The organism is Oricola thermophila (assembly GCF_013358405.1).
In the GTDB taxonomy this organism is placed as follows: domain Bacteria; phylum Pseudomonadota; class Alphaproteobacteria; order Rhizobiales; family Rhizobiaceae; genus Oricola; species Oricola thermophila.
Window position 1 is genome coordinate 2,980,749 of sequence record NZ_CP054836.1, and the last position, 19,027, is coordinate 2,999,775.

Below are 19,027 nucleotides of genomic sequence, written 5' to 3' on the forward strand. Positions count from 1 at the left end.
CAGGACTGATCGTCGGAGACGATGTCACTCCGCCTTTTCAGCGGCTTTCTCCACGTCCGGCGCGCCCTTTTCGCTGCCCGCCGGCACCGGGACGGCCTCGCGGTCCGGAACGTCCCGGCGCGACGGCCGGCGTCTCGTGCGCACGATCCGCACGCGCCTGATGCGGCGCGGATCGGCCTCCAGCACCTCGAACTCGTAGCCGGCGAAGGAGGCAATCACCTCGCCGCGAACGGGAATCCGCCCCAGAAGCGAGAAGATCAGGCCGCCGATCGTGTCGACATCGTCCTCCTCGCTGCGCGCCGCCTCCAGGAAGTCGGAACCGAGCAGCTTGGCGAGGTCCTCGAGGTCGGCGCGCGCATCGGCGATGATCGTGCCGTTCTCCTGCTGGGTGACGAGCGCCTCGTCCTCGTCATGCTCGTCCTCGATGTCGCCGACGACCGTCTCGACGATGTCCTCAAGCGAGACGAGGCCGTCGGTGCCGCCATACTCGTCGATCACCAGGGCCATCTGGATGCGCTGCGCCTGCATGCGCGCCATCAGGTCGGCGGCCAGCATGGAGGGCGGCACGAAAAGCACCTGGCGGGCCAGCTTGAGTTCCTCGATGGTCTTGTCGAGCTGCACCCTGGATAGGTCGAACTCGCCGGCGCTGTTGTGGCCGACCGTCGCGGAACCGTTCTTGCGGCGCGGGCGCTTCTTCTCGGCAGCGAGCCTGGTAATCACGGCCACGACGTCGCGGATGTGGACCATGCCGCGCGGGTCGTCGAGCGTCTCGTCATAGACCGGCATGCGGCTGTGGCCCGACCGTTCGAACATGCCCAGCAATTCGCCGAGCGTCGTCTTCTGGTCGACGGCATCGATCTCGGCACGCGGGATCATCACGTCGTCGACACGCATCTCGCGCAGCCGCAGGATGTTGTGCAGCATGGCGCGTTCGCCCGGCGAGATGGTCTGGTCCCACTCGCCGTTGCCGGCAAGCGCGTCCTGCAGGTTTTCCCGGATGGTCGCGGCGGATTGCGGCCTGAAGAGATTGATCAGACGCTGGAAAAAGCCCGGGTAGCCGCGTGTCTTGCCGGGCTCCGTGCGGGGACTTCGGGGATCGGTATCGCTGTCGCCGCCGTCAGACCATGATGAGTCGCTGTCGGTACTGTTCATTTAAGGCTTGTTGTTTCGTTCTCAGTCACAATAGGGGTCGGGAACGCCGATGTCAGCAAGAATTGCGCGTTCCGCGCCTTCCATTTCCCCGGCTTCCGTGTCGTTTTCGTGATCGTACCCCAGAAGATGCAAGAAACCGTGTACAACCAGATGCCGGAGATGGTCATCGAAGGACTTGCCTTCAAGCTCGGCCTCGCGGGCCACCGTCTGCGAAGCGATCACGATATCGCCGAGCATCGGCCCCGGCGCATCGCCGGGCGCGAGATCGAAGGCAGGGAAAGACAGCACGTTCGTCGGCCTGTCCTTGCCGCGCCATTCGGCGTTCAGCCGGCGAATCGCGGCGTCATCGGTGAACAGGACGGACAATTCCGTGTCGGCACCGGAAAGGCCCAACCGGGCCGCCGCCGCATCGACGACCTCGCGCACCAGCGCCTCGAGTTCGTCCGCACCCGGCCAGTCGCCGGCCTCGACGCCGACATCGATCTCGACAGCCAAGGCCCTAGTCCCGGTTGGCGTCATAGGCGGAAACGATGCGGCCGACGAGCGGATGGCGAACGACGTCCTTCTCGTTGAAGCGCACGGTGACGATGCCGGGCACGTCCCGCAGCACGCGCAGTGCCTCCACGAGCCCCGACTGCGCCCCGAGCGGGAGATCTATCTGCGACGGGTCTCCCGTCACCATCATCATGGAATTCTCGCCGAGACGGGTCAGGAACATCTTCATCTGCATCGAGGTCGTGTTCTGCGCCTCGTCGAGTATGACAGCGGCATTGGTCAGCGTGCGGCCACGCATGAAGGCCAGCGGCGCGATCTCGATGACACCGGCGGCCAGCGCGCGCTCGACCTTGTCCGCGGGAATCATGTCGTAAAGCGCGTCGTAGAGTGGCCGCAGATATGGATCGACCTTCTCCTTCAGGTCGCCCGGCAGGAAGCCGAGACGTTCGCCCGCCTCCACGGCCGGACGCGACAGGATGATCCGCTCGACGGCACCGCGCTCCAGCAGCATCGCCGCATGGGCGACCGCGAGATAGGTCTTGCCGGTTCCCGCCGGGCCGATGCCGAAAACGAGCTCGGCACGCTCGAGCGCCCGAATGTAGGCATCCTGGTTCGGCGTGCGGGCGAATATGGTCTTCTTGCGCGTCGATATCTGCGCCGCCGCGAGTTTCGCGGGCGCCGTGATGGTCGGCAGCGAAAGCTGGTCGTCCGCCGCGACCGCCATGCGCAACGCCCCGTCGACCTCGGCTGCATCGGGTTCCTCGCCGCCGGCGGCCAGCCGGTCGTAGAGAAAGTCGAGCGCGCGGCGCGCCTGTTCGGTGGCGGCCGGCTCGCCGCGAATCGAAACCTGGTTGCCCTTGGATCGGACGTCGACGCCCAGGCGCTGCTCGATCAGGGCGAGGTTCTCGTCGAACTGGCCGTAGAGAGCGCGCGCGTATTCGTTGTTGTCGAAGGTCAGGACTATGTGCGCCAGATCGGAGGCGCCGGTGGCCACGGGATTCACATTGGCTTCTGAGTTCAAGCCGGAATTTCCACTTCGCTGTTGTCCGCAATCAGGCTGTTGGCGGATGCCCTCGTGATTCGCACTTGGACAATGTCGCCGATTTTTCCGACATTTTCATCACAAACCACGGGTTGAAGCCAGGGAGACCTCCCGACCAGCTGGCCCGGATCGCGCCCGGGCTTCTCGAGCAGGACGGAAATCGTCCTTCCTTCCAGCCCCTTCATGAAACCTGCCTGCTGCTCGTCGAGCAGGGCCTGCAGGCGGTGAAGCCGCCCGGTCTTGACGTCTTCCGGCACCTGATCGTCCATGTCGGCACCCGGCGTGCCCGGACGCGGGGAATACTTGAAAGAGAAGGCCTGGGCGTAGCCGACATCGGCAATCAGCCGCATCGTGTCCTCGAAATCGGCGTCGGTCTCCCCCGGAAAGCCGACGATGAAATCGCCGGAAAGGGCAATGTCGGGCCGCGCATCGCGAATGCGGTCCACAAGGCGCCGGTACTCGTCGGCGGTATGCTTGCGGTTCATCGCCTTCAGGATGCGGTCGGAGCCCGCCTGTACCGGAAGGTGAAGATAGGGCATCAGGCAATCGAGATCGCGATGCGCCGCTATCAGGGCATCGTCCATGTCGCGGGGATGGCTGGTCGTGTAGCGCAGGCGATCTATGCCGTCGATCTTCGCAAGCTCGTGCAGCAGTTCCCCGAGCCCCCACTCGCGGCCATCGGCACCCTCACCATGCCATGCATTGACGTTCTGGCCGAGCAGGGTGACCTCGCGCACGCCTGCCCCGGCAAGGCGGCGCGCCTCGGAAAGGATCTGGTGAACGGGGCGCGACACCTCGGCGCCTCGCGTATAGGGCACGACGCAGAAGGTGCAGAACTTGTCGCAGCCTTCCTGGACGGTAAGAAAGGCGGTGACGCCACGGGCACGGACCCGTTGCTCGTCATGCGCCGGGAGCTTCTCGAACTTGTCCTCCATGGCGTAGTCCGTCTCGACAACCTTGTTGCCCTGCCGGGCCTCGGCCGCGATCTGCGGAAGCCGGTGGTAGGTCTGCGGACCGATGACGAAATCGACGACAGGCGCGCGGCGAATGATCTCCTCGCCCTCGGCCTGGGCGACGCAACCGGCAACGCCGATCAGCATTTCGCCGCCATCGGAACGGCGCCTGTCGCGCAGCTTGCGCAGGCGTCCGAGCTCCGAATAGACCTTCTCGGCCGCCTTCTCCCGGATGTGACATGTGTTGAGGAGGATCATGTCGGCATCTTCCGGCGACGCCGTTTCCACATAGCCGTCTGCGCCAAGCGCATCGGCCATGCGCTGGCTGTCATAGACGTTCATCTGGCAACCATAGGTCTTGACGAAGACCTTGCGGGTGTTGCCGGCAGCCGGCGCCTCTTCGCGCCCCGTGAGTTCCAGAATATCGCTCATGCCCGGTCTTTACCCCGTTTTGACGCCGCTTGGAAGCGGTGTGCGGCCGCGCAATACGCCGGAGACCATTTCGCGGATCGCGGCCTCGCAGGCGGCCGCAAGCGCCTTGCGGTCGGGCAGTTCCGAAGCCGGAAAGGCTTCGCCGAAGACGATCGACACGTCGATGGCGCCCTCGCCCAGCACGCGCCAGAGATGCGGGGCCAGCCCGACGTCACCCGGCCAGGCGGCAACCGGCCGGTCGTAGCGCCCCATCGGCATCCCGTGCAGGTGGGTGTAGACGATGGCGACCGGCTGGACGTGAGGCGACTTTCCGGCAGCATGGGGCGTGACACCCACCGCACCGAACAGCGCGGACTTGAACGGCAGCAGGAAATTGCCGTCGGACGTGGTGCCCTCGGGAAAGAGGACGACGGCATCGCCCCTCTCGAGACGATCGCGGATGCGCGCCGCCTGCTCGCCGACCTTGCCGCGCCTATGCCGCTCCACGAAAACCGTTTCCTGCAGTTTCGCGAGAATGGAGATGCCGGGCCAGCGGGCGACCTCATCCTTGGCAATGAAGGATACCGGGGCCGCGGCGCCAAGCGCGATGATGTCGAGCCACGAAACGTGATTGGCCGCGATCAGCACACCGGCATGATCGTGAATGGCAGGTTTTCCGTGCACCCGTGTCCGCAGCCCGATGATCCGCGCCGCAATGCGGTGCCAGCATACCGGAAGCCACCTGCGAAGCGGCATGCCGGTGCGCACTGCAAGCAGCTGGAAAGGGGCGGCAAGCACGGTCATCGGCACGAGCAGGCCAAGGAAGAGGATGAGGCGCAACCAGCGTGTCACGACACGTCAGGTCTTGTCCTTGGGGTCGATCGGCACCGCGTAGAGTTCGAGACGGTGATCGACGATGCGGTAGCCCAGTTCACGGGCTATCTCTTCCTGCAGTGCCTCGATGCGCGCATTGCGAAACTCGATCACGTCGCCGGACGTCACGTCGATCAGGTGATCGTGATGCTCGTCGGGGATCGGCTCGTATCGCGCCCGGCCGTCGCGAAATTCGTGCTTTTCGATGATGCCGGCGTCCTCGAACAGCTTCACGGTTCGATAGACGGTGGAAATGGAAATGTTCGAATCCACCGTCGATGCCCGGCGATACAGCTCGTCCACGTCCGGATGATCGGACGCATCCTGCAACACGCGCGCAATCACGCGGCGCTGGTCTGTCATGCGCATGCCGCGTTCGATGCAGAGTTCTTCCAGCGTTTTTTCCGTGCCGCCTTTCACCGCCGTCTCCCGAACCTCCGTTCCGTGCGGTTAACGGAGATCGCGGCGCATGACAAGCGCGGCCGTCGCCCGTCCCGAGCTGTCCCGATAGTAATCCGGCCGGCCTCCGACCTGGTAGAATCCGAGCCGCCGATACAGAGCGATGGCAGATTCGTTGGTCTCGTCGACCTCCAGGAACACCGCCTCGATCCGTTCGCGATGCGCCTCGGCCAGCGCGGCATCCATCAGCTTGCGGCCGATGCCGTGACGCTGCCAGTCGGGAGAAACCACGATCGTCAGTATTTCCGCCTCGCCCGCGGCGGCACGCACCAGCACGAAACCGAGAACCCGGCCCTTGCCGAACCGCATTTCGCGGGCGGCAAAGCCGAACACGGTGTCCTGCGAGAGCAGGTCGTGGAACTCGCCGTCCGTCCATGGCCGGGCGAAGCTGCCGGAATGCAACTCGGCCATGGAGCGGGCGTGCACCGGCTCCAGGGGGTCGATGACGACATCGAGCGGGAAAAGCCTGGCGAGCCAGTTCATGTCACGCCCCGGAACCGGTACGGGGCAATGCAAAGCCGGACTGCGGCCTGGCATCGGCTCCGCGCAGGTAAAGCGGCACCGGCCGGCGGCCCGACCTTTCCGCGAGGCGGGCAATGGTGGTTATGGATCCGGTCGGACGATCGAGCACCGCCTGCACCGGGCGGCCAAGCGCGGCGGCGATGTCCGTCGCGGCATTTCCGGCGATACATCCGATCGACGGCGCCACCAGCGACGCCGCCTCCTCCAACGGCACGGCCACCGGCTCGCCCACGGGGGCACCGTCGGCGGCGAAGGACTGGAGGAAAACCTGGCCACGACCGCCATGAACGGCGACGGCCAGCGCACCGGCCGCGACGCCACGCGCGTCCTCGGCCAGCGCCTCGAGCGTGGTGATCCCGACGACGGGCGCGCCCAGCGCAAGACCGAAACCGCGCGCGGCGGCGACACCGACACGAATGCCGGTGAACGACCCGGGACCGACGGCGACCGCAATGCGCCCGATGTCGGAGAACGCGCGACCGGCACCTGCCAGCGCCCCGGCGACGACCTCCATCAGCTGCTCGGCATGGCCGCGCCCGATATCGCGCTCCTCGACTCCGAGCACGCGCTTCCCGTCCCACGCACAGGCGGAACAGAATCTGGCGGCTGTGTCTATGGCGAGCGTCAGCATCGGATCTGGTTATTCAAACGGCGCGGTGCGGGCAAGCATTTCAACCCGCGGGTCGGCGCCGTTGCCGATTCGGGATTTCCGGACGCTCGCGAATGCCGCCCGCTCAGGCAGCGTTGGAAGCCTGGTCTTCGGTGAGGAAGGAAAACAGCGCTTCCGGGTCTTCCGTGGCGCGCAGCTTCGAAATGCGGCCGGGATCGCGCAGCACGCGCGCGATACGCGACAATGCCTTCAGATGGTCGGCACCGGCGCTTTCTGGAGCCAGCAGCAGGAACACGATGTCCACCGGTTGGTCGTCAAGCGCCTCGAAATCGACCGGCGCGTGCAGGCGCGCGAAGACACCGACGATGCGGTCGAAGTTCGGGAACTTGCCGTGGGGAATGGCTATGCCCTTGCCGACACCGGTCGAGCCCAGCCGTTCGCGCTGCAGGATCGTGTCGAAAATCGCCCGAGCGGAAATGCCCGTCAACTCGGACGCCTTTTCCGCGATTGCCTGGAGAAGCTGCTTCTTGGAACTCACCCGCAAATCCGGGATAATCGCTTCCTGCGTGACAATATCGCCCAAATTCATCAGTCTGCCCTTGCGGATAGTGCGAGCCAAGGCACGCGCCTTTCAGCGCGGTTCAAACATATTCGGTCATGCTTGTTTGATCGAGCCCGGATCTATCCAGCCAATGTTTCCGTCGGCACGGCGGTAGACCAGATTGACGTCGCCGCTGCCTGCATTTCGGAACACATATACCGGGTTGTCCTGCAGGTCCAGTTGCAAAACAGCCGACGACACGGTCATCGTGGCGAGCTTCATCGAGGTCTCCGCGACAATGGTCGGGGCGAAATCCTCGGGAATGTCATCGTCCTCGGTTTCCGGCAACGCCTCGAGCACGCGATAGGCATATTCCTCGGTGCGGGCTGCCGCTTCGTCGGAATTGTGCGACTTCAGCCGGCGCTTGTAGCGGCGCAGGCGCTTCTCGATGCGCTCGGCGGCCATGTCGAAACTGACCTGCGGATCCTGCGCCTCGCCGGTCGCCTGGAGGACGACTCCGGATGCGAGATGGAGCATGCAATCGGTCGTGTAGCGCGATCCCGACTTCTCGACGGTTACATGGCCGTCGGCCCCGCGGTCGAAATACTTGGAGAGAGCCTCGTCGATCCGGTCCTCGATGCGCGTGCGGAACGCGTCACCGATGTCCATGTGTTTTCCCGAAACGCGCAAAGCCATTTGCAACTCCATTGCTTTTCAACTCGTGGCGGCGTGGCCCAAAACACAGATTGGGCGAAACATGCAAGGCTGTGAAGCCGGGCGCACAGAAAAATGCCACCGCATTATGACCCGCGCTGGGCGCGGCATTCAGTCGCCCGCGACCGCAAGCGCGCGCTTTTCGCGTCGTCGCTGCACGGAAGAGGCGATGTTCATGGACTCGCGGTACTTGGCAACGGTGCGCCTTGCGATATCGATGCCTTCCTCCTTCAGAATGGATACCAGCCTGTCATCGGACAGGACGGCGTCGGGCGTCTCCCCTTCTATCAGTTCCCGTATGCGTTGGCGAACGGCTTCCGAAGAGTGGCCCTCCTCCGTCCCGCCGCCGGCACCTATGGCAACGGTGAAGAAATAGCGGAACTCGAACATGCCGCGCGGGGTCAGCATGTACTTGTTGGCGCTGACCCGGCTCACCGTCGATTCATGCATGCCGATCTCGTCGGCGACCATCTTCATGGTCATCGGCTTCAGCGCGCTGACGCCGTGAACGAAAAACGCGTCCTGCTGGCGCACGATCTCGCTGGCGACCTTCAGGATGGTGGTGGCGCGCTGGTCGAGGCTGCGTTCGAGCCAGGTAGCGTTCTGCAGGCACTCGCTCATGAACATCTTTTCTTCCGCCGAAAGGCCGGAACGCGCCACGTGCGCGTAGTAGTCGCGATTGACCAGGACCCGCGGCAGCGCGTCGGGATTGAGCTCGACGCGCCAGGTTCCGTCATCACCTTCCGTCACCTCGACATCGTAGACCACCGACTCCACGCCGACGGGCTCGAACGCAAGGCCGGGCCGCGGATCGAGCGCGCGGATCTCCGCGAGCATCTCGACCAGGTCCGCCTCGCCGACGCCGCAGATGCGCGACAGCGCCTTGAAGTCGCGCCGGGCGAGGAGGGGCAGGTTGTCGAGCAACGCCGCCATGGCCGGGTCGAGGCGCCCCCTGCGGGCCAGCTGCAGGGCCAGGCATTCCGACAGGCTGCGGGCGAAGACGCCGGGCGGGTCCATTGCCTGCAATGCGCCCAAAACGGCCTCGATATCCGCCTCCTCGCACCCCACCCGACTTGCCAAATCGGCAAAATCGACTTCCACATAACCGTTCGGGTCCAGCGCATCGACCAATTCAAAGGCGATGGCCCGGTCCGAATCTGTCCGAAGTGTAAGTGCAATCTGTTCAATCAGATGATCTCGCAGAGTCAGAGACGCGGCGACGACCTCCTGCAGATCGAAATCGTTCTCAGCGTGGCCAACGCCCCCCTCCCCCGAACGAGGCAGCATCACCTGATCCGATTCCACTCGACCCGGGTCATCCGGGAATACATTTTCGAGAGACGTGTCGAGCCTATCCGCGATTGAACCGGCGCTGACCTCCAGTTCGTCCATCGGCCATTCTACGGGCCGATCACGATCCGTATCACCATCAACGTCAAGCGTTTTCGGATCGGAAGCAGTTTCGTCCGATGCGGCTGCCTCCAACAATGGATTGATTTCGATCTGCTCCTCGATGAAACGGTCAAGCTCAAGCTGAGAGAACTGCAGCAACCTGATCGACTGCAGAAGCTGCGGCGTCATCACCATCGACTGGCTTTGCCGCAGGCTTAGCTTGGCAGACAGCGCCATCCCCGCTTACCCGTACCTCAATCACATTTCACCAATTTGGCCCGAAAATTGCTTATCACCGGCTCACTGTCAAACGGTTAAGGGTCGAGCGGTCAATCGCCCAACCACGTCCGGCTCAATCCATTGGAGAATATCCCAGATATTACTAAACCCTAGAGGGAAAACTGTTCCCCAAGATAGAGCCGCCTCACATCGGGATTGGCAATGATTTCGTCCGGCTTTCCCTGCGTAAGAACCTTTCCGGCGTGAATGATATAAGCTCGATCGATCAAACCGAGCGTCTCACGCACATTGTGATCGGTGATCAAGACGCCGATACCGCGCTGAGTAAGGTGGCGAACCAGTTCCTGAATATCGGAAACGGCAATGGGGTCCACGCCGGCAAAAGGCTCGTCGAGCAACATGAATGCGGGATCCGAAGCGAGAGCGCGTGCAATTTCACAACGCCGTCGTTCGCCCCCCGAAAGCGCTATTGACGGTGCCTTGCGCAAATGCCCTATGGAGAACTCCTCAAGTAGCGCATCAAGCTTCCTCTGGCGCTCCTTCGCGCTCTTCTCGACAACTTCGAGCACCGCCAGAATATTCTTTTCCACTGACAAGCCGCGAAAGATCGACGCCTCCTGCGGCAAGTAGCCAATACCAAGGCGGGCGCGCTGATACATCGGCATAGCGGTCACGTCATTGCCGTCGATGAGTATGTGGCCCTCATCGACCGGCACCAGGCCGGTTACCATATAAAAGCAGGTCGTTTTGCCCGCGCCGTTCGGCCCAAGCAGGCCAACCGCCTCGCCGGCTCGCACACCCATGGTAGCGCCGTCAACAACCTTGCGACCACGATAGCTCTTGGTCAGACCGCGCGCGATGAGGGTCCCTTGCAGATTGCGGCCCCGCAGTCCCGGCGCGATCTGCGCCGGAGATGCCGGCTTTCCTCTTTCGGCACCGCGGCGCAGGAGATCAAAAATCGACAATGGGAAATACCCTCATTCGTCTTGAAGAGAGCGCGGTTGCAGCAGAATGGTCGGACGAGAACCCGAACTACCGCAGCCCTGCAGGGTGGCGCGACCGGACTGCATTGCAACCGTCAATTTGCAGCCCGTTGCCACGTTTCCGCCCTCCGAAAGAGTGACCTTGTCTCCGGTCAACACCAGTACTTGCGTCTCCATGTCGAACACGCCGGTGTCTCCAGTGGCCACTTGTGTCTCCGAACGGATATTGACTCCGCCCGTTGCCTCAAGCCTTTCGATCCGCGACGCATCGGATGTAATCGACCCTCCTCCACCCGCATTCCCCGCGTAGTGAATTACGAGCTTTCCGGTACGAAGGACCGTGGCATCCTGAGCGACGCGAACATTGCCCGTAAATACAGCAATACCCTTGTCCTCGAGCACTTCCAGCTTGTCACCTTCGATCTGGACCGGCCTATCGCCCGAGATCTGCAGACCAGTCGTCCGGCTTGTCTGGGCTTGGGCAATCGGCACCGTGATGGCCGCCAACATGGCGACGATGCCGACAAGCCTCACAGCTTTCCAAATTGCAGTGATAGGCGACTTCAGCATGACCGACCCCCTGTCTATCCGCCCGGACCGGCGGCCGCTTCCCCCTCGGAAGCAAACGTCCCGATTGCGCCGGGCTGTACCACAAGTCTGACGCGACTTTCAAAGACCATTCGACGACCGTTATCCTCAACACGCAGACGATCGGCTTCCAAGACAGCGCCAGGCAAAGAAATCCGCACAGGATCGTCAGTCGTCAGGACTCCATCAGCAAGATCGATCGCGGCCGACCCAAGATCAGCGCGCTTCCCGTCACTGGTCTCGACGGAAAGGGATTGCATGATGTCCAAGGTGTTCGCCTCCGAATCGAATATGCCGGAATCTGCCAGAACATTCGCTTCGACGCCTGCAGTCATTTCCACTTTTGCCTGTATCCGCTCCAGATCAATCGCGCCGGACCCCGCCAAGTCCTGAATGGCGCGAGCGGCGCGCATGGAATAGGGTCGCCCATCCGCCGTAAAGCCATCAAGCTTCGGGCTGGCCATGACCAGCTTGCCATCGCGGATCGCACTTCCGGACAAGTCGAGCGTGGTGGTGGGGGTGGCGCGGGAGACCACCATCACAAGCACCATCACAAGCAGAACGGCGACCGCGAGCGCGGGCAGGGCCAGGCGCGCGAGACGCACGCGGCCGGAATGCGCGAGCGCGCTGCGATAGGCGCCCTGGCGCCTGCCGCCGTGCATTTGCGCCGGATCGGCGGCGCCGGTACTGGTGTCTGCCTGCATCAAATCATCTCGCCAAGCCGCCAAAGCGACCATATGGTGATTCCCCGGATATCGCCATGACATGGCGATGCCGGGGCAAAACACAAGTTCCTGCCCCATTCGTAGCAAAAAAAGAAACAGGGAAACCTTTCGGGAGCACCATGTCCGATCATCTGGCTGACGACATCATCGACCGCAGGCGCCTGCGCCGAAAGCTCACCTTCTGGCGCGTCATCGCCGTCGGCGTCGCCCTCGCAGGCCTGTTCGCCATCGCGCTGGCCGCCCTGCCCGAGGACCGCTTCGGACCGAAATCGCGGCCGCATGTCGCCAAGGTACGCATCGAGGGCGTCATCGTCGAGGACGAGGACCTGATCCAGATGCTGGAGGACATCGCGGAAAGCGAGGCGGCAAAAGGCGTGATCCTGGCCATCGACTCGCCCGGCGGCACGACCGCCGGCGGCGAGGCCGTATACGAGGCGGTGCGCCGGCTCGCGGAAACGAAACCCGTGACCGCCCAGATCGGCACCACCGGCGCCTCGGCCGCCTACATGGTCGCCGCGGCCGCCGACTTCATCGTCGCGCGCAAGACGTCGATCGTCGGCTCGATCGGCGTGATCGTGCAATATCCGAACGTCACCGAAATGCTGAAAAAGCTCGGCATCGACATGCAGACGATCAAGTCCACGCCGCTCAAGGGCGAGCCGTCGATGTTCGGCGAACCCGTGCCCGGTGCCGAGGAAATGATGCGCGCGATGCTGCTCGACAGCTATCAGTGGTTCAAGGACCTCGTGCGGGAACGGCGCGATTTCTCCGAGACCGAAATCGACCGGATCGCCGACGGATCGGTGTTCAGCGGGCGGCAGGCGCTCGCCAACAGGCTGGTCGACGATCTCGGCGGCGAGGAAGCGGCCAGGAACTGGCTGACCGGGCAGGGCGTGGACGAGGAGCTGGATATCGTCGAGTGGAAGAAGGCCGAGCCCGCCCCGAACCTGTTCTGGGCGCGCGCCGCCGCGCAATGGCTCGGGCTCGCGCCCGGGAAAAAATCTCCCGTCGACGCGATACAGGAGCGTCTTTTCCTTGACGGTATGATTTCGGTTTGGCACGTTGGCCGCTGATTGCCGGCATGTCCGACCGGACGTGGAGGGGCTGACTTGATAAAATCCGAACTCGTGCAAATCATCGCAAACCGGAACCCGCATCTGTTCCAGCGCGATGTAGAAAACATCGTCAACGCCGTGTTCGACGAGATCGCGGATGGCCTGGCCGCAGGGAACAGGGTCGAATTGCGCGGCTTCGGCGCCTTCTCGGTGAAGAACCGGCCGGCGCGCGAAGGGCGCAATCCGCGCACGGGCGAGAAGGTCGCGGTCGCCGAAAAATGGGTGCCGTTCTTCAAGACCGGCAAGGAACTGCGCGAACGGCTGAACAAGTAGCCGCCGGCCCCGGACTTGACAGGACGGGGCGCTTGCAGGAGTTGACGGGTCATGATCCGGCGTCTGATTACCCTTTTCATCACCATCCCGCTGGCGATCGTCCTGATCGCCCTCGCGGTGGCCAATCGCCATTCCGTCCCGCTGCATCTCGACGTGTTCAACTCGCAGAACGCGGCCCTGACCGTCCATGCGCCGATGTTCCTCTGGCTGCTGTCCGCCGTGGCGATCGGCGTGCTGGCGGGCGGCATCGGCACCTGGATCGCCCAAGGCAAACACCGCAAGATGGAAAGGCGCTACAAGAAGGAGGCAGCGAGCCTGCGCTACGAGGTCGAGGACAGGAAGCGCACCAAAGACGCAGAACCGGAAACCGGCGGCACCCTGCTGCTGTCGCGCTGAGCCCCGGGCCGTCGCGCCGCGAGAACACGGCCCCTAGCCGATCCACTCCCCGAGCAGGAAAAGCACGAGGCAAAGGGCAAGTCCCCAGAAGAAGACTATTGCGGCGTTTTCGCGGTAGGGTCTGCCCATGTGATCTCCTTTTCCGAGCCTGCCGAATTATCGAAGCCCCCGAAGCGCAAGGTCAAGCACGACGCGATCCGGTGTCTTGGTTTTCGCACGCGAATGTTTCATAGACTGCGCCGACAGAACGCGAAGGCAGAAACCTTGGCCAAGACCGACCAGCGAAGAAACAAGCGACCCCGAGGCCGCTCCGCCGCGGGCAAGACTCCCGAGCGCAAGGGCGCGGAGACGCGCGCCAAGGCATTCCGCCCGAGACCGAAACATGCCCTGCCACAGGAAAAGGCCGAGACGGCGACCACCCGAATGCCGCGACGGCCGCGCAGCGGCGCCGCACCGCGGGGCGAGGCCCCGGTGATACTGGAAACGGCGGCGGACGCCAATTACGCCCTGCTCGACTGCGGCGACGGCGAGAAGCTGGAACGCTACGGCCCCTACCGGATCATCCGCCCCGAGGCGCAGGCGATCTGGGCGAAGAGGCTTCCGCCGGCGGAATGGGAAAAGGCCGACGCGATATTCACCGGCGACACGGACGAGGAAGGCCTCGGCCGCTGGCGGTTCCCGGACAGGCCGCTCGGCGAGACCTGGGAAATGGCCTTCGACACCATCGCCTATTTCGGCCGCTTCACATCGTTCCGCCATGTCGGGGTGTTCCCCGAGCAGGCGGTTCACTGGCGCGACATGGCGAACCGCATCCGCAAGGCGGACCGGCAGATCAGGGTGCTCAACCTGTTCGGCTATACCGGCGTCGCATCCCTGGTCGCGGCAGAGGCCGGCGCCCACGTCACCCATGTCGACGCATCGAAGAAGGCGATCACGTGGGCGCGCGAGAACCAGGAACTCGCCGGACTGCAGGACCGGCCCATCCGGTGGATCTGCGAGGATGCCCTGAAATTCGTGCAGCGGGAAGCAAGGCGCGGCAATGCCTACGACATCATCCTGCTCGATCCGCCGGCCTACGGGCGCGGCCCCGCGGGCGAGGTGTGGCAGCTGTTCGAGAACCTGCCGGACATGCTGGACGGCTGCCGGGACATCCTGTCCGAACAGCCGGTCATGCTGACATTGACCGCATACGCGATCCGGGCATCCTTCTTCGCCATGCACGAGATCATGCGCGACGTCTTCACCGGCTGGCGACACGAGGGTCTCGTCCAGTCGGGCGAGCTTATCATCCGCGAGGAAGCCGGAGAGCGCGCGCTTTCGACCTCTCTCTACAGCAGGTGGATCGCGGGAGGGACGCAATGAGCACGACGGTGCGCGCACCCGGCCGGGTGAAGGAAGTGACAAGCCTGTCCAACCCGATCATCAAGGACATAAGGCTGCTCGAGAAGAAGCGGCACCGCGACGAGACCGGGCTTTTCCTCGCCGAGGGCATGAAGCTGGTCATCGACGCCATGGAATCCGGCTGGACGATCCGCACGCTGATCTACGGCAAGGCCGGCAAGGGCCAGGAAAAGGTCGAGGCGCTCGCCGCGCGCTGCCTGGCGCAGGGCGCCGACGTGCTGATCGTGTCCGAAAAGGTGCTCGGTGCGATCGCGCGACGCGACAATCCGCAGATGGTGATGGGCGTGTTCGAGCAGCAATGGCTGCCGCGAGATACCATCGCGCCGACCGGCAACGACACATGGGTCGCGCTCGACCGGGTGCGGGACCCCGGAAATCTGGGCACCATCATCCGCACCGCCGACGCAGCCGGCGCAAAGGGCGTGATCCTCGTCGGCCAGACGACCGACCCGTTCGCCACCGAAACGGTGCGCGCAACGATGGGGTCCATTTTCGCGGTGCCCCTGGCGAGGATGGACGAAGCCGCCTTCATCGACTTCGCGGGGAAATGGCCCGGCATCGTGGCGGGCACGCATCTGAAGGGCGCCGTCGACTACCGGAAGCCCGACTACACGCGCGAGCCGGTGCTGCTGGTCATGGGCAACGAACAGGCCGGCATGACGGACGAACTCGCCGATGCCTGCACGACGCTCATCAAGATACCGCAGGCAGGCAGGGCCGACTCGCTGAACCTCGCGATCGCCACGGGTGTCTGCCTGTTCGAGATCCGGCGCCATGCGCTGACATTCGACGGGGACGACGCATGAAACGACCCGCGGCGGCACTCGGCACGATCGGCCTCGTCGTTGCCATCGACCAAGCGGCGAAATATGCCACGGAGCGGTTCATGGCCTACCAGCGGGCCATCGACATCCTGCCGTTCTTCGCGCTTTACCGCACCCACAACGAAGGCATCGCCTTCTCCATGCTGTGGGGGCTGGGGCCGGGCATCCTGATCGCGATCAGCCTCGGCGTCATCGCCTTCGTATTGTGGCTGTGGCGGGCGAGCCCTGCCGAGCGCGTCGTCTCGCATGCCGGCTTCGCGCTGGTGATCGGCGGAGCCATAGGAAACCTGATCGACCGGGCCGTCTTCGGCTATGTGATCGACTACTTCCTCTTCCACACCCCGGCATGGTCCTTCGCCGTGTTCAACCTCGCCGACGCCGCCATCACGGTCGGCGCGGGACTGATCATATTGGACGAACTGATGACCTGGCGGCGCGAAAGAGCGATTGAGAAATCCGAGTGATCGCTGTTTGGTAGCCGAAAACGGGAGAAAGAACATGGCGGACACGTTCAAGGCAATCCTGGTCTCGCGCGACGAGAACAAGAACCAGTCGGTCGAGGTCAGGGACATGGCAGTGGACGACCTGATGGAGGGCGACACCGTCGTTTCCGTGGAGGCGACCACCGTCAACTACAAGGACGGACTGGCGATCACGGGCAGGTCGCCGGTCGTTCGCCGCTGGCCGATGGTGCCGGGCATCGACCTGGCCGGAACGGTCGAAAGCTCGACGCATCCCGACTGGAAGCCCGGCGACAAGGTCATTCTCAACGGCTGGGGCACCGGGGAGACGCATTACGGCGCCTATGCCGGAAAGTCGCGGGTCAGGGGCGACTGGCTGATCGCGCTGCCCGAGAGCATGTCGCCGACGGACGCGATGGCCGTCGGCACCGCGGGCTACACGGCGATGCTGTCGATCATGGCGCTCGAGCGGCACGGCATCACCCCGGAGCGCGGCCCCGTCGCGGTGAGCGGCGCGTCCGGCGGTGTCGGTTCCGTCGCCGTCTCCATTCTCGCCAGGCTCGGCTACCACGTGATCGCATCGACAGGCCGTACCGCCGAAGCCGACTACCTGACGGGGCTCGGCGCGGCGGAGATCATCGACCGCGCGGAGCTTTCCGAGCCCGGGCGGCCGCTCGGCAAGGAACGCTGGGCGGCGGCCATCGACTCGGTCGGCTCGCACACGCTGGCCAACCTGCTCGCGCAGACCCAGTATGGCGGTGCCGTCACGGCCTGCGGGCTGGCGCAGGGCGCGGACCTGCCCGCAACCGTCATGCCTTTCATCCTGCGCGGCGTATCACTGCTCGGCATCGATTCGGTCATGGCACCGAAGCCGCTGCGGGAGGAAGCATGGTCCCGCATAGCCCGCAACCTCGACACGGCGAAGCTCGCGAGCCTGTCGTCGGTCATCGGCTTCGACGACATCATCGACAGCGCAAATGCCATTCTGGATGGAAAAATTCGCGGCAGGGTTGTCGTCGACATGTCGAAATGACCGTTTCGGTACGGTTGCCGACAGTTTTAGCGATCAGCTCAACCTCGCCCTAACCGCGACGCGGTAGGCTGGTCTCATGGAACTGAACGAGACATTTCAGCTACTGCATCGTGTCGGAGACGCCTTTGCCCGCTGGATGGCCCCGGCGGCACCGGCCGGTTTCAGCGGCAAGGGCTCCGAGAACATCGACATCCACTCGGTTCAGCGGGCCCGCGACGAAGCCGAACGCGCCAATCGGGCGAAATCGCGTTTCCTGGCGATGACGAGCCACGAGATCCGCACGCCGCTGAACGGAATCATCGGCATGGGCAAGCTGCTGGCCGATACCGAGCTGACGCCGGAACAGCAGAACTATGTCGACGCCATCACGATTTCCAGCGAGGCGCTTCTCACGCTGGTCAACGACCTGATGGATTTCGCCCGCTTCGAATCCGGCGACCTGGAGTTCCACCCGCAGCACACCGCGGTCGCGCCCCTGCTCAGCGGCGTCGTCGAGCTCCTGTGCAGCCGTGCCTATGTCAAGGGCATCGATCTCGGCTACTACATGTCGCCGGACGTTCCGGAAAGCGCGGTCTTCGATCCCGCCCGGCTTCGCCAGGTGCTGATGAACATCATCGGCAATGCAGTGAAGTTCACCGAGAAGGGCGGCGTCTCGATCACGGTCGGCCACGACGACGACATGCTGGAAATCTCCGTTCAGGACACCGGACCCGGCATCGCACTGCGCGACCAGCAGCGCATTTTCGAGGAATTCGAGCAGGCGAGCATAGGCTTCAACCGGCCGCATGAGGGAATCGGGCTCGGGCTCGCCATATCCCGGCGCATCGTCGAGGCCGCCGGCGGCTCCATCGCGCTGGAAAGCCGCTTCGGCGAGGGCGCACGCTTCACCATTCGCTACCCGGTAACCGACCAGAAACAGGCCGAGGCGATCGACGGGAAACTCGACGGACGCTGGATCGCGATCCTCAGCCCGAACATCATAGAGGCGGAGATGCTGGCCCGGACCCTCCACGACGCCGGCGCCAGGACCGACATCTTTCACGACCGGGAGGCGGCGATCGCCGCCTGCAGCGGCGACGCGCCCTGCCCGACCCTGATCGTCGACAACCGGATAAGGGGCGGCGCGGAAAGCTTCCTCGACCTCGACGGTTTCTCGGCCGACCTGATCGCGCTGATCGAGGCGGAGGACCGCGGCTCGACAGGCGCCAGCTTCAAGGATGCCGGCCAGTCCTTCCTGACGCGGCCCGTGCGCCCGAGCACGCTCATCCGCATCGTGTCCGGCACCGTGCGCGAAATCTCGCTCGCCGCCAGCAGCATCGTCATGCGGCCCGACATCTGCCTGAAGTCCGGCCTCAACGTGCTCGTCGCCGAGGACAACCCCGTCAACGCGCTGCTGATCCTGCGCATGCTGGAAAAGCTCGGCCACCGCGTGAACCATGTCGAGAACGGCAGGGACGCGGTGGATGCCGTGCGCATGGCGCACACGCAGACCGGCCTGCCCTACGACATCGTGCTGATGGACCTGCACATGCCGGTGCTCGACGGCGTCGACGCCATATCCGCCGTGCGCCGCTTCGAGGACGAGGCCGGATTGCCCCCGGTGCCCATCCTCGCGCTGACCGCCGACGTGCTGCCGGAGACCCATGTCAACGTGCTCAATGCGGGCGCCGACGGCATCCTGACCAAGCCGCTGGAACCGGACGAATTCGTCGCCCAGATCACGCGGCTGAACCAGAAGGCGGCGTGACACCCCCTCGCATCCGTCATCCGGTTGTCGTAAACTGCGACTAGCCAGTTCCGCAATCGTTGGCAGGGGGCGATTCG

22 protein-coding genes are annotated in these 19,027 nt (G+C 64.2%); 8 read left to right on the forward strand and 14 right to left on the reverse strand.

Going from position 1 to position 19,027, the window contains the following annotated elements; translation table 11 throughout:
- Positions 1 to 24 precede the first annotated feature (24 nt).
- From HTY61_RS14315 to lptC, 14 genes are all read right to left on the reverse strand, one after another.
- Positions 25 to 1,152, reverse strand: a complete 1,128-nt coding sequence (locus HTY61_RS14315) for a hemolysin family protein (protein ID WP_175277436.1) — start codon at positions 1,150 to 1,152, stop codon at positions 25 to 27.
- Between the two features lie 21 nt (positions 1,153 to 1,173).
- Positions 1,174 to 1,671, reverse strand: coding sequence for an rRNA maturation RNase YbeY (gene ybeY, locus HTY61_RS14320; protein ID WP_175277437.1), 498 nt, complete (start codon positions 1,669 to 1,671; stop codon positions 1,174 to 1,176).
- Positions 1,652 to 2,668, reverse strand: coding sequence for a PhoH family protein (locus HTY61_RS14325; RefSeq protein WP_246272813.1), 1,017 nt, complete (start codon positions 2,666 to 2,668; stop codon positions 1,652 to 1,654). Before HTY61_RS14325 ends, ybeY begins: the two co-directional genes overlap by 20 nt.
- On the reverse strand, positions 2,665 to 4,074 hold the full coding sequence (gene miaB, locus HTY61_RS14330; protein ID WP_175277438.1) for a tRNA (N6-isopentenyl adenosine(37)-C2)-methylthiotransferase MiaB: 1,410 nt from the start codon (positions 4,072 to 4,074) through the stop codon (positions 2,665 to 2,667). The genes HTY61_RS14325 and miaB overlap by 4 nt, the downstream gene beginning before the upstream one ends.
- 9 nt (positions 4,075 to 4,083) lie before the next feature.
- A complete protein-coding gene (olsA, locus tag HTY61_RS14335) occupies positions 4,084 to 4,905 on the reverse strand; it encodes a lyso-ornithine lipid O-acyltransferase (RefSeq protein WP_175277439.1) in 822 nt (273 codons plus the stop codon).
- 6 nt (positions 4,906 to 4,911) lie between these two features.
- Positions 4,912 to 5,295 (reverse strand): Fur family transcriptional regulator, encoded by a 384-nt coding sequence (locus HTY61_RS14340; RefSeq protein ID WP_175278568.1) that lies wholly within the window; start codon positions 5,293 to 5,295, stop codon positions 4,912 to 4,914.
- Between the two features lie 81 nt (positions 5,296 to 5,376).
- Positions 5,377 to 5,868: a ribosomal protein S18-alanine N-acetyltransferase gene (rimI, locus tag HTY61_RS14345; RefSeq protein ID WP_175277440.1), complete on the reverse strand. Its 492-nt coding sequence runs from the start codon at positions 5,866 to 5,868 to the stop codon at positions 5,377 to 5,379.
- A gap of 1 nt (position 5,869) precedes the next feature.
- Positions 5,870 to 6,538 carry a tRNA (adenosine(37)-N6)-threonylcarbamoyltransferase complex dimerization subunit type 1 TsaB gene (tsaB, locus tag HTY61_RS14350; protein WP_175277441.1) on the reverse strand — a complete coding sequence of 223 codons (669 nt, stop codon included), beginning with the start codon at positions 6,536 to 6,538 and terminating at the stop codon, positions 5,870 to 5,872.
- A gap of 103 nt (positions 6,539 to 6,641) precedes the next feature.
- Positions 6,642 to 7,106 (reverse strand): PTS IIA-like nitrogen regulatory protein PtsN, encoded by a 465-nt coding sequence (gene ptsN / locus HTY61_RS14355; protein WP_175277442.1) that lies wholly within the window; start codon positions 7,104 to 7,106, stop codon positions 6,642 to 6,644.
- 66 nt (positions 7,107 to 7,172) lie between these two features.
- On the reverse strand, positions 7,173 to 7,754 hold the full coding sequence (gene hpf / locus HTY61_RS14360) for a ribosome hibernation-promoting factor, HPF/YfiA family (protein ID WP_175277443.1): 582 nt from the start codon (positions 7,752 to 7,754) through the stop codon (positions 7,173 to 7,175).
- A gap of 129 nt (positions 7,755 to 7,883) precedes the next feature.
- Positions 7,884 to 9,401, reverse strand: a complete 1,518-nt coding sequence (gene rpoN, locus HTY61_RS14365) for an RNA polymerase factor sigma-54 (protein ID WP_175277444.1) — start codon at positions 9,399 to 9,401, stop codon at positions 7,884 to 7,886.
- A 152-nt stretch (positions 9,402 to 9,553) separates the two neighbouring features.
- Positions 9,554 to 10,306, reverse strand: a complete 753-nt coding sequence (gene lptB / locus HTY61_RS14370) for an LPS export ABC transporter ATP-binding protein (RefSeq protein ID WP_246273057.1) — start codon at positions 10,304 to 10,306, stop codon at positions 9,554 to 9,556.
- A 75-nt stretch (positions 10,307 to 10,381) separates the two neighbouring features.
- On the reverse strand, positions 10,382 to 10,957 hold the full coding sequence (locus HTY61_RS14375) for an LptA/OstA family protein (protein WP_175277445.1): 576 nt from the start codon (positions 10,955 to 10,957) through the stop codon (positions 10,382 to 10,384).
- A gap of 14 nt (positions 10,958 to 10,971) precedes the next feature.
- Positions 10,972 to 11,679: an LPS export ABC transporter periplasmic protein LptC gene (lptC, locus tag HTY61_RS14380; protein ID WP_175277446.1), complete on the reverse strand. Its 708-nt coding sequence runs from the start codon at positions 11,677 to 11,679 to the stop codon at positions 10,972 to 10,974.
- A gap of 140 nt (positions 11,680 to 11,819) precedes the next feature.
- Between lptC and sppA the strand changes: the two genes are divergently transcribed.
- From sppA to HTY61_RS14420, 8 genes are all read left to right on the forward strand, one after another.
- Positions 11,820 to 12,773, forward strand: coding sequence for a signal peptide peptidase SppA (sppA, locus tag HTY61_RS14385; RefSeq protein WP_175277447.1), 954 nt, complete (start codon positions 11,820 to 11,822; stop codon positions 12,771 to 12,773).
- A gap of 36 nt (positions 12,774 to 12,809) precedes the next feature.
- Positions 12,810 to 13,088 carry an integration host factor subunit beta gene (locus HTY61_RS14390; protein WP_175277448.1) on the forward strand — a complete coding sequence of 93 codons (279 nt, stop codon included), beginning with the start codon at positions 12,810 to 12,812 and terminating at the stop codon, positions 13,086 to 13,088.
- Between the two features lie 51 nt (positions 13,089 to 13,139).
- Positions 13,140 to 13,484, forward strand: coding sequence for a LapA family protein (locus HTY61_RS14395; RefSeq protein WP_175277449.1), 345 nt, complete (start codon positions 13,140 to 13,142; stop codon positions 13,482 to 13,484).
- Between the two features lie 222 nt (positions 13,485 to 13,706).
- The gene (locus tag HTY61_RS14400; RefSeq protein WP_175277450.1) at positions 13,707 to 14,846 is read left to right on the forward strand and encodes an RsmD family RNA methyltransferase; all 1,140 of its coding nucleotides are present in this window, start codon (positions 13,707 to 13,709) and stop codon (positions 14,844 to 14,846) included.
- Entirely contained in the window at positions 14,843 to 15,691 is an 849-nt protein-coding gene (locus tag HTY61_RS14405; RefSeq protein WP_175277451.1) for a TrmH family RNA methyltransferase, read from the forward strand. Before HTY61_RS14400 ends, HTY61_RS14405 begins: the two co-directional genes overlap by 4 nt.
- Positions 15,688 to 16,173, forward strand: coding sequence for a signal peptidase II (gene lspA, locus HTY61_RS14410; protein WP_175277452.1), 486 nt, complete (start codon positions 15,688 to 15,690; stop codon positions 16,171 to 16,173). Before HTY61_RS14405 ends, lspA begins: the two co-directional genes overlap by 4 nt.
- Before the next feature lie 34 nt (positions 16,174 to 16,207).
- Positions 16,208 to 17,203, forward strand: a complete 996-nt coding sequence (gene acuI / locus HTY61_RS14415; protein WP_175277453.1) for an acrylyl-CoA reductase (NADPH) — start codon at positions 16,208 to 16,210, stop codon at positions 17,201 to 17,203.
- A gap of 76 nt (positions 17,204 to 17,279) precedes the next feature.
- Positions 17,280 to 18,950 (forward strand): ATP-binding protein, encoded by a 1,671-nt coding sequence (locus tag HTY61_RS14420; RefSeq protein WP_175277454.1) that lies wholly within the window; start codon positions 17,280 to 17,282, stop codon positions 18,948 to 18,950.
- The last annotated feature ends 77 nt before the right edge of the window (positions 18,951 to 19,027 follow it).

Coding starts and splice junctions, on each gene's coding strand:
- HTY61_RS14315 (WP_175277436.1), bottom strand. CDS start 1,152: ATGAACAGTACCGACAGCGACTCATCATGGTCTGACGGCGGCGACAGC.
- ybeY (WP_175277437.1), bottom strand. CDS start 1,671: ATGACGCCAACCGGGACTAGGGCCTTGGCTGTCGAGATCGATGTCGGC.
- miaB (WP_175277438.1), bottom strand. CDS start 4,074: ATGAGCGATATTCTGGAACTCACGGGGCGCGAAGAGGCGCCGGCTGCC.
- HTY61_RS14340 (WP_175278568.1), bottom strand. CDS start 5,295: ATGCGCATGACAGACCAGCGCCGCGTGATTGCGCGCGTGTTGCAGGAT.
- rimI (WP_175277440.1), bottom strand. CDS start 5,868: ATGAACTGGCTCGCCAGGCTTTTCCCGCTCGATGTCGTCATCGACCCC.
- tsaB (WP_175277441.1), bottom strand. CDS start 6,538: ATGCTGACGCTCGCCATAGACACAGCCGCCAGATTCTGTTCCGCCTGT.
- ptsN (WP_175277442.1), bottom strand. CDS start 7,106: ATGAATTTGGGCGATATTGTCACGCAGGAAGCGATTATCCCGGATTTG.
- hpf (WP_175277443.1), bottom strand. CDS start 7,754: ATGGCTTTGCGCGTTTCGGGAAAACACATGGACATCGGTGACGCGTTC.
- rpoN (WP_175277444.1), bottom strand. CDS start 9,401: ATGGCGCTGTCTGCCAAGCTAAGCCTGCGGCAAAGCCAGTCGATGGTG.
- HTY61_RS14375 (WP_175277445.1), bottom strand. CDS start 10,957: ATGCTGAAGTCGCCTATCACTGCAATTTGGAAAGCTGTGAGGCTTGTC.
- lptC (WP_175277446.1), bottom strand. CDS start 11,679: ATGCAGGCAGACACCAGTACCGGCGCCGCCGATCCGGCGCAAATGCAC.
- sppA (WP_175277447.1), top strand. CDS start 11,820: ATGTCCGATCATCTGGCTGACGACATCATCGACCGCAGGCGCCTGCGC.
- HTY61_RS14395 (WP_175277449.1), top strand. CDS start 13,140: ATGATCCGGCGTCTGATTACCCTTTTCATCACCATCCCGCTGGCGATC.
- HTY61_RS14400 (WP_175277450.1), top strand. CDS start 13,707: ATGTTTCATAGACTGCGCCGACAGAACGCGAAGGCAGAAACCTTGGCC.
- HTY61_RS14405 (WP_175277451.1), top strand. CDS start 14,843: ATGAGCACGACGGTGCGCGCACCCGGCCGGGTGAAGGAAGTGACAAGC.
- lspA (WP_175277452.1), top strand. CDS start 15,688: ATGAAACGACCCGCGGCGGCACTCGGCACGATCGGCCTCGTCGTTGCC.
- acuI (WP_175277453.1), top strand. CDS start 16,208: ATGGCGGACACGTTCAAGGCAATCCTGGTCTCGCGCGACGAGAACAAG.
- HTY61_RS14420 (WP_175277454.1), top strand. CDS start 17,280: ATGGAACTGAACGAGACATTTCAGCTACTGCATCGTGTCGGAGACGCC.